This is a genomic window from Kitasatospora sp. NPDC056651 (assembly GCF_042792155.1).
Lineage (GTDB): Bacteria > Actinomycetota > Actinomycetes > Streptomycetales > Streptomycetaceae > Kitasatospora.
The window spans coordinates 1-6,421 of sequence record NZ_JBHTWX010000195.1 but is presented as its reverse complement, the minus strand read 5'-3'; the positions used below and the strand labels follow the sequence as shown (position 1 = coordinate 6,421).

The 6,421-nt window shown below is 74.3% G+C and carries 6 protein-coding genes; 2 read left to right on the top strand and 4 right to left on the bottom strand.

The window, feature by feature from the left end; genetic code table 11:
* Window positions 1-71: 71 nt before the first annotated feature.
* A complete protein-coding gene (purD, locus tag ACFRAR_RS37855) occupies window positions 72-1,319 on the bottom strand; it encodes a phosphoribosylamine--glycine ligase (RefSeq protein WP_380704850.1) in 1,248 nt (415 codons plus the stop codon).
* A 367-nt stretch (window positions 1,320-1,686) separates the two neighbouring features.
* Here purD and ACFRAR_RS37850 point away from each other — a divergent pair, with 367 nt between their 5' ends.
* Window positions 1,687-2,472 (top strand): SLATT domain-containing protein, encoded by a 786-nt coding sequence (locus ACFRAR_RS37850; RefSeq protein WP_380704848.1) that lies wholly within the window; start codon window positions 1,687-1,689, stop codon window positions 2,470-2,472.
* Window positions 2,473-2,512: 40 nt separating this feature from the next.
* Here ACFRAR_RS37850 and ACFRAR_RS37845 read toward each other — a convergent pair whose 3' ends face one another.
* The 3 genes from ACFRAR_RS37845 to ACFRAR_RS37835 all read right to left on the bottom strand — a co-directional run bounded on the left by ACFRAR_RS37845 (window position 2,513) and on the right by ACFRAR_RS37835 (window position 5,301).
* On the bottom strand, window positions 2,513-3,160 hold the full coding sequence (locus ACFRAR_RS37845; protein ID WP_380704847.1) for a hypothetical protein: 648 nt from the start codon (window positions 3,158-3,160) through the stop codon (window positions 2,513-2,515).
* A 115-nt stretch (window positions 3,161-3,275) separates the two neighbouring features.
* The gene (locus ACFRAR_RS37840; RefSeq protein WP_380704846.1) at window positions 3,276-4,352 is read right to left on the bottom strand and encodes a GntR family transcriptional regulator; all 1,077 of its coding nucleotides are present in this window, start codon (window positions 4,350-4,352) and stop codon (window positions 3,276-3,278) included.
* Between the two features lie 151 nt (window positions 4,353-4,503).
* Window positions 4,504-5,301, bottom strand: a complete 798-nt coding sequence (locus tag ACFRAR_RS37835; protein WP_380704845.1) for a carbon-nitrogen family hydrolase — start codon at window positions 5,299-5,301, stop codon at window positions 4,504-4,506.
* Between the two features lie 173 nt (window positions 5,302-5,474).
* Here ACFRAR_RS37835 and ACFRAR_RS37830 point away from each other — a divergent pair, with 173 nt between their 5' ends.
* Window positions 5,475-6,296: a maleylpyruvate isomerase family mycothiol-dependent enzyme gene (locus ACFRAR_RS37830; protein ID WP_380704844.1), complete on the top strand. Its 822-nt coding sequence runs from the start codon at window positions 5,475-5,477 to the stop codon at window positions 6,294-6,296.
* Window positions 6,297-6,421 lie beyond the last annotated feature (125 nt).

Here is a 6,421-nt window from a genome sequence, read left to right as displayed (position 1 = left end):
GCCCCCGTGCGAGCGGTTCGCACGGGGGCCGCGGTGGTGCGGGAGGCGGGTGCCTCGGCAGTGGCCGCGCCTCAGGCGGTGGCCGCCTTCGCCGCGATGTCGGTGCGGTGCTGGCCGCCCTTGAGGGAGATCCGGTCCACGGCGGCGTAAGCGCGCTCGCGCGCCTCGGCCAGGCCGGCGCCGGTCGCGGTGACCGACAGGACGCGGCCGCCGGCGCTCAGCACCCGGCCGTCCTGGTCCGCCTTCGTCCCGGCGTGCAGCACGAACGCGGTGCCGTCCGCCTCGGCCTCGGCCAGGCCCTCGATCGGGTCGCCGGTGCGCGGGGCGGCCGGGTAGCCCTCGGAGGCGACGACCACGGTGACGGCCGCGCCCTCGTCCCAGCGCAGCGGCTCCAGCTGGTCCAGGGTGCCGTTGGCGGAGGCCAGCAGCACGCCCGCCAGCGGGGTGCGCAGCCGGGCCAGCACGACCTGGGTCTCCGGGTCGCCGAAGCGGGCGTTGAACTCGATCACCCGGGTGCCGCGCGAGGTGAGCGCCAGACCCGCGTACAGCAGGCCGGAGAACTCGGTGCCGCGGCGGCGCAGCTCGTCCACGGTCGGCTGGAGGACGGTCTCCAGGACCTCTTCGACCAGCCCGGGCGGCGCCCACGGCAGCGGCGAGTAGGCGCCCATGCCACCGGTGTTGGGGCCCTCGTCGCCGTCCAGCGCGCGCTTGAAGTCCTGGGCGGGCTGGAGCGGGACGACGGTGGTGCCGTCGGTGATCGCGAACAGCGAGACCTCGGGGCCGTCCAGGTACTCCTCGATGACCACCCTCTCGCAGGCGGCGGCGTGCGCCAGCGCGGCCTCGCGGTCGGAGGTGACCACGACGCCCTTGCCGGCGGCCAGGCCGTCGTCCTTGACCACGTACGGGGCGCCGAAGGCGTCCAGCGCCTCGGCGGCCTCGGCCACCGTGGTGCAGACGTAGGAGCGGGCGGTGGGGACACCGGCCCCGGCCATCACGTCCTTGGCGAAGGCCTTCGAGCCCTCCAGCCGGGCGGCCTCGGCGGACGGGCCGAACACCGGGATTCCGGCCGCGCGCACGGCGTCGGCGACACCCGCGACCAGCGGGGCCTCCGGGCCGACCACGACCAGGCCGGCGCCGAGCCGGCCGGCCAGCGCTGCGACCTGCGCACCGTCCAGCTGGTCGACCGGGTGGACCGCCGCGACCTGTGCGATCCCGGCGTTGCCCGGGGCACAGTGCAGTTCGGTCACTGCGGGATCTTGGGACAGAGAGCGGCACAGGGCGTGTTCGCGGGCGCCGCCGCCGATGACGAGGACCTTCACGCCTGGCAGCGTAGTCGGTGGCCGGTTCCGGCCGCGCTCCGGTCCCGTCCGATCCTCCAGGAGGAGGGCTTCGCACGCCGAGTGTGCCGGATGATCCTCCAAGTCCGGAGCGGCCGGTTCGACGGTGGGTGGCCGGGTCACGACACCGGGTCACCGGACCCTCGCTCGGACGGGTGAAATCTCGCCGCCCCCCGCAACCCGCTTACCTCGGGTTCCGGTGGCCGAAACCGGTAACGATCAACGGAGAAGCGCCCCCACGGTCAGCCATTTGGCGGTAAGAAGTGCTGTTGGAGAACCACCGGCGGACACCACGTCAGCCGATGCGCCGACAGAACCAGCAGTCCGCCCGCCACAGGGAGCCCCACAGGTGAGCCAGCCGGAAATGCAGCCCGAGGAGAGTGCCTGGGGCAAGGAGATCGGTGAGGAGGACCAGCCCGTCGTCGCCGCCGTCCGGCGGGTCTCGACCCGCCACCGCACCGATCTGAGCACCCGACAGTTCCCGCTCGGGGACTGGGGCGAGCCCGCGGAACGACTGGAGGAGCTCTACCGCTGGTCCGAGGAGCGGGCCGTCGAGGCGATCGAGTGGTACCGCCGGGACCGGGTCTGGAAGCGCCGCTGGGCACGCCTGCTGCGGTTCGGCGCGGCCGGCTTCGCGGCGGGCGGCGTGGTCGCCCCGCTGGTCGACCTGGCGGGCGGCTTCGCGCACGGCACCGGCTGGGGCTACGTCGGCTTCGCGCTCTCCACCGCCTGCCTCGTCACCGACCGGGTCTTCGGCATCACCTCCGGCTGGATGCGGGACGTCTCCACCGGCCAGGCGCTGCAACGCCGCCTGGAGGCCTTCCAGTTCGACTGGGCGTCGGAGTGCGTGCGCGAGGTGCTCGGCCCGACCGAGGGCACCGCGGGCGAGGCCGCCGAGCGCTGCCTGGGCGTGCTGCGCCGGTTCTGCGAGGACGTCTCGGACATGGTCCGCTCCGAGACCTCGGAGTGGATGCTGGAGTTCCGGGCCTCGATGACCCAGCTGCCCACCCAGTCCGCCGGCGCCTGGGGCGGGCGCAGCGAACCCGGGGTGGGCGCCCAGGTGCGGGTGTTGCCGCCGCCGGGCACCCGGCCCACCATGCCGCGCCAGCGGCCGCCGGAGGGGCCGCTGCGGTGACGCCCGGACGGTTCCCGCGGGGTCGACGGTTCCCGCGGGGTCAGGCGAAGACGATCATCGAGCCCTGGGTGACGCTCCTGACCGCCGCCGCGTACAGGCCGGACCAGGCGTGCCGCTCCCGGGCGAAGGGGTGGACGTCGTCGATCGGCGGCCCGAACGGCTGCTCCAGGCCGGTCGGGCCGAGCGGCCTGGTCGGGTCCGGCGGGTTGAGCGGGTCGATGCCGAGCGCCGGCGCGACGGCCTGGAGTTCGCGCAGCAGCCCGTGGCTGGAGCCGAGCGGGCCGCCGGAGGCGAGCAGCGTGTCGTCCACCAGCGGCACCGCGAACTCGACCGGCACGTACGCGCCGGCGTGGTCGAAGTGCCAGACCAGGTGCGACTGTTCGGCGCTGCTCTCGAACATCTCCAGCAGCTGCTCGTAGTCGCCGCCGAGCGCGTCGACCGGGGTGATGTCCAGGCCGGTGAGGCCCAACAGGTAGGCGCGGCGCAGGAAGTGCAGGGAGTCGTAGTCGAAGGCGGCTATCGGCTCGACCCCGCCGCTTATGCCCGGGAGGTAGCGGTAGACCGGCACCTCGGGCAGCCCGCGCGAGGCCAGCACCGTGTTGTAGAGCGCGAGGTCGTCCCGGAACGGGTTGTCGGGGCTGTGGCTCAGCACGTCCACCAGCGGGACGAGCCAGAGGTCGCAGGCCATGGCCGGCAGTTCCTCTCCGGAGGCGGGGATCGCCCGCGGAGACGGGGCGACGACGGGGGCGGGGTCGGTACCCGGACGGCCCTTTCCCGGGGCGGCCGGTTCGACGCCCGCCACCCTACCGGCCCGGCGTCGCGTGCGGGCCGGGCCGTCCCGGTGGCGCTTCCGGGGGCGGTTCGGGCAGCCGTCGGCCGTACCGGCCGTACGCCGTCGCACGGGGCTGCGGCACCAGACCGAGGCCGAGGCCCAGCTCCCGGCCGAGCTCCCGGCCCACCTCGTCGCTGCGACGGCTCCGCTCGCCGCGGGCCGGGGCCGGCTCGGCGGCGGGCTCCCGCGCGGGCGGCCCGGCGGACGACGGCTCGGCGGACGACGGCCCGGCGGACGACGGCTCGGCGGACGGCTCTCCCGCGGGCGGTCCGGCGGGCGCCGGACCGGCGGGCGGCGCCGACGGCTCCTCCCCGGCGAACCCGGTGAGCAGCCCCAGCACCGTCACCGACTCCACCGACTGCCCGGCCAGGTCCGCCAGCAGCCGGACGGTGTACAGGTTGTACTCGCAGATGATCCGGTGCGCGCCGGGCGAATCGCGGACGGCGATCGCCTCGACCAGCTCCGGGTGACGGTCCCAGCAGAGGCCGCCCAGCGTGGGCAGCGCCCGCAGGTAGGGCGCGGCGAACATCCAGGACTGCACCCGCAGCCAGTCCAGGTACTCGGCCATCCGGCCGTTGCCGAGCAGCCCGCCGACCTCCTGCCAGAACCGGCGGTCGCAGCCCACCATCACGTCCAGGTTCCCGGCCCGGGCGGCCCGCACCGCCGCGTCGGCCCGGCGGCGCAGCGAGGGCAGCCGGCTGAGGTCGGGCAGCGCCCGGCGGGCGGCGTACTGGCGGTGGAAGCTGTCGGTGATCAGCACCCGGGACTCGAAGATCTCCACGAAGTCGTCCCAGCCCAGCTCGGGCACGGTGAAGCCGCGGTGGTGCGCGGCCCGCAGCAGGCCCTGCGAGGCGAGGTCGACCAGGGCCTCGCGGGCCGGGGTCGCGGAGACGCCGTACATGTCGGCGATCTCCTTGACGGTGAAGTTGCTGCCCGCCGGCAGCCGGCCGGCCATCATCTCCTCGCGCAGCGCGCCGGCGATCTGTTCGCGCAGGCTGTTGCGCTGGATGACGGGGCGGGGGGTGTCGCCTGCGCCGTTGTCAGGCATGGGCGCGATCTCCTCGGGCGGGCCTACCGGGCCGGCCCTCGTACGGGTCGGCGGGGAACACGACGAGTGCTCATCTTCTCAAACCCGACCGACCCAGGTACGAACCAACCCTCCCGAAACGCCGCCCACCGCGTTCCGGTCCGACCCCGGCTCAGCGCTGGACCGGCGCCGGAATCCCCAGCAGGCGGTCCCGCAGCACCGGGAACTCGGCCCGCGCCCCGGCCACCTCGGCCGGGTCGAACTCGACCGTCAAGACCTGCTCCTCCACCCCCGCCTCGGCCAGCACCCGGCCCCACGGGTCCACCACGACACTGTGCCCGGCCTGCTCGACCCCGGCGTGCGTCCCCGCGGTGTTGCAGGCCAGCACGAAGGCCTGCTCCTCCACCGCCCGGGCCCGGGCCAGCAGCGTCCAGTGCTCGCGCCGCCGCGCGGGCCAGGCCGCCGGGACCACCAGCAGCTGCGCGCCGGCGTCCAGCAGCGCCCGGAACAGCTCCGGGAAGCGCAGGTCGTAGCAGGTGGCCAGACCCAGGGTGGCGAAGTCGGTGGGCGCGGTGACGATCTCCTGACCGGCGCCCATCACCACCGCCTCGCCGCTGTCGAAGCCGAAGCGGTGGATCTTGCGGTAGGTGTGCACCAGCTCGCCGTCCGGGGAGAACAGCAGCGAGGTGTTGTAGATCGGACCGTCCGGGTCGCGTTCGACGATCGAACCGGCGTGCAGCCAGACCCCGGCGGCCCGCGCGGCGGCCGACATCGCGTCCGAGGTGGGCCCGTCCAGCGTCTCCGCGCCGTCCGACCAGAGGTCGTAGGCGAAGCCGCCGAGCGGCCACAACTCGGGGAGCACCACCAGATCGGCACCCTGCTGCGCCCGCACCAGGGCCGCCGCCCGGGCCCTGCGCTCGGCGGGCGGCTCCGCGTCGGAGACCGCGAGTTGGATCAATGAAGCGCGCACAGTACCACCGTCCACGGCAAGAGACCTACGATCGTCACCCGAAAGCGCTGCCCAGCTGTCTCCCGGCAGCGTAACGTGCGGTAAGCGTGTGCGCCCGGAAGCCGGACCATCCCGGTCGGCCGTGACGGCGGGACACAGGTGGCAAGGAAGCTGACGGAGGGCCGGAGATTCCCGTGACGGACAACCAGACCGTGCAGGCTTACACCGAGGCGTGGACCCAGAGCATCGAGTCCATATCGGAGCTGGTCGCCCCCCTCCCGGAGAACTCCTGGAACCGGGCCACCGAGTGCCCCGGCTGGTCCGTCCGGGACGTCGTCTCGCACGTGATCGCGGTCGAGTCCGAGCTGCTCGGCGACCCGCGCCCGATCCACTCGCTGCCCCGTGACCTCCGTCACGTGACCTCCGAGTTCGCCCGCTACGTCGAGCTGCCGGTCGACAAGCGCCGCTGCTGGACGGCGCTGGAGATCACCAGCGAGCTGGAGTACACCGTCATCCGCCGTTCGCGGGCGCTGCGGAACGCCAAGCAGGGCCCCGAGGACCCGGTGCGCTGGCCGGCCGGGCCGCTGGCCAGGGACGTTCCGTACCACGAGCTGCTGCGGATGCGGGCCTTCGACGTCTGGGTGCACGAGCAGGACCTGCGCCGGGCCCTGGAGGTCCCGGGCAACCTGGACTCCCCGGCCGCCCTGGTCACCCGGGACCTGTTGCTGGAGCTGCTGCCCAAGGCCGTCGCCACCAAGGCCGGCGCCCCGGCCGGGACGGCCCTGGTGCTGGACGTCACCGGCCCGGTGGAGTTCCTGCGCACCGTCCGGGTGGACTCCACCGGCCGCTGCACCGTGGACGAGTCGATCAGCCTGGCCCCCGACGTCCAGCTCACCATGGACTGGGAGACCTACCTGCGGCTCGCCTGTGGCCGCGGCCGCCCCGGCCCGGTCACCGTCGAGGGCGACGAGGAGCTGGCCGAACGGGTGCTGGCCAACTTCTCGGTCACCATCTGAGGACCGCAGGGCCGGCCGGGGGGAGCGCGACCAGCAGCACGCCGCTGACGAGCAGAGCGATCATCCAGCCGATGAAACCGCCCGTGTAGAAGATCGCGGGCGCGGAGCCGAGCCGCTCCGCCGCG

What these genes read in the sequence shown, in the direction of transcription:
- ACFRAR_RS37845 (WP_380704847.1), bottom strand. Translation starts at nt 3,160, where the DNA reads ATGGCCTGCGACCTCTGGCTCGTCCCGCTGGTGGACGTGCTGAGCCAC.
- ACFRAR_RS37840 (WP_380704846.1), bottom strand. Translation starts at nt 4,352, where the DNA reads ATGCCTGACAACGGCGCAGGCGACACCCCCCGCCCCGTCATCCAGCGC.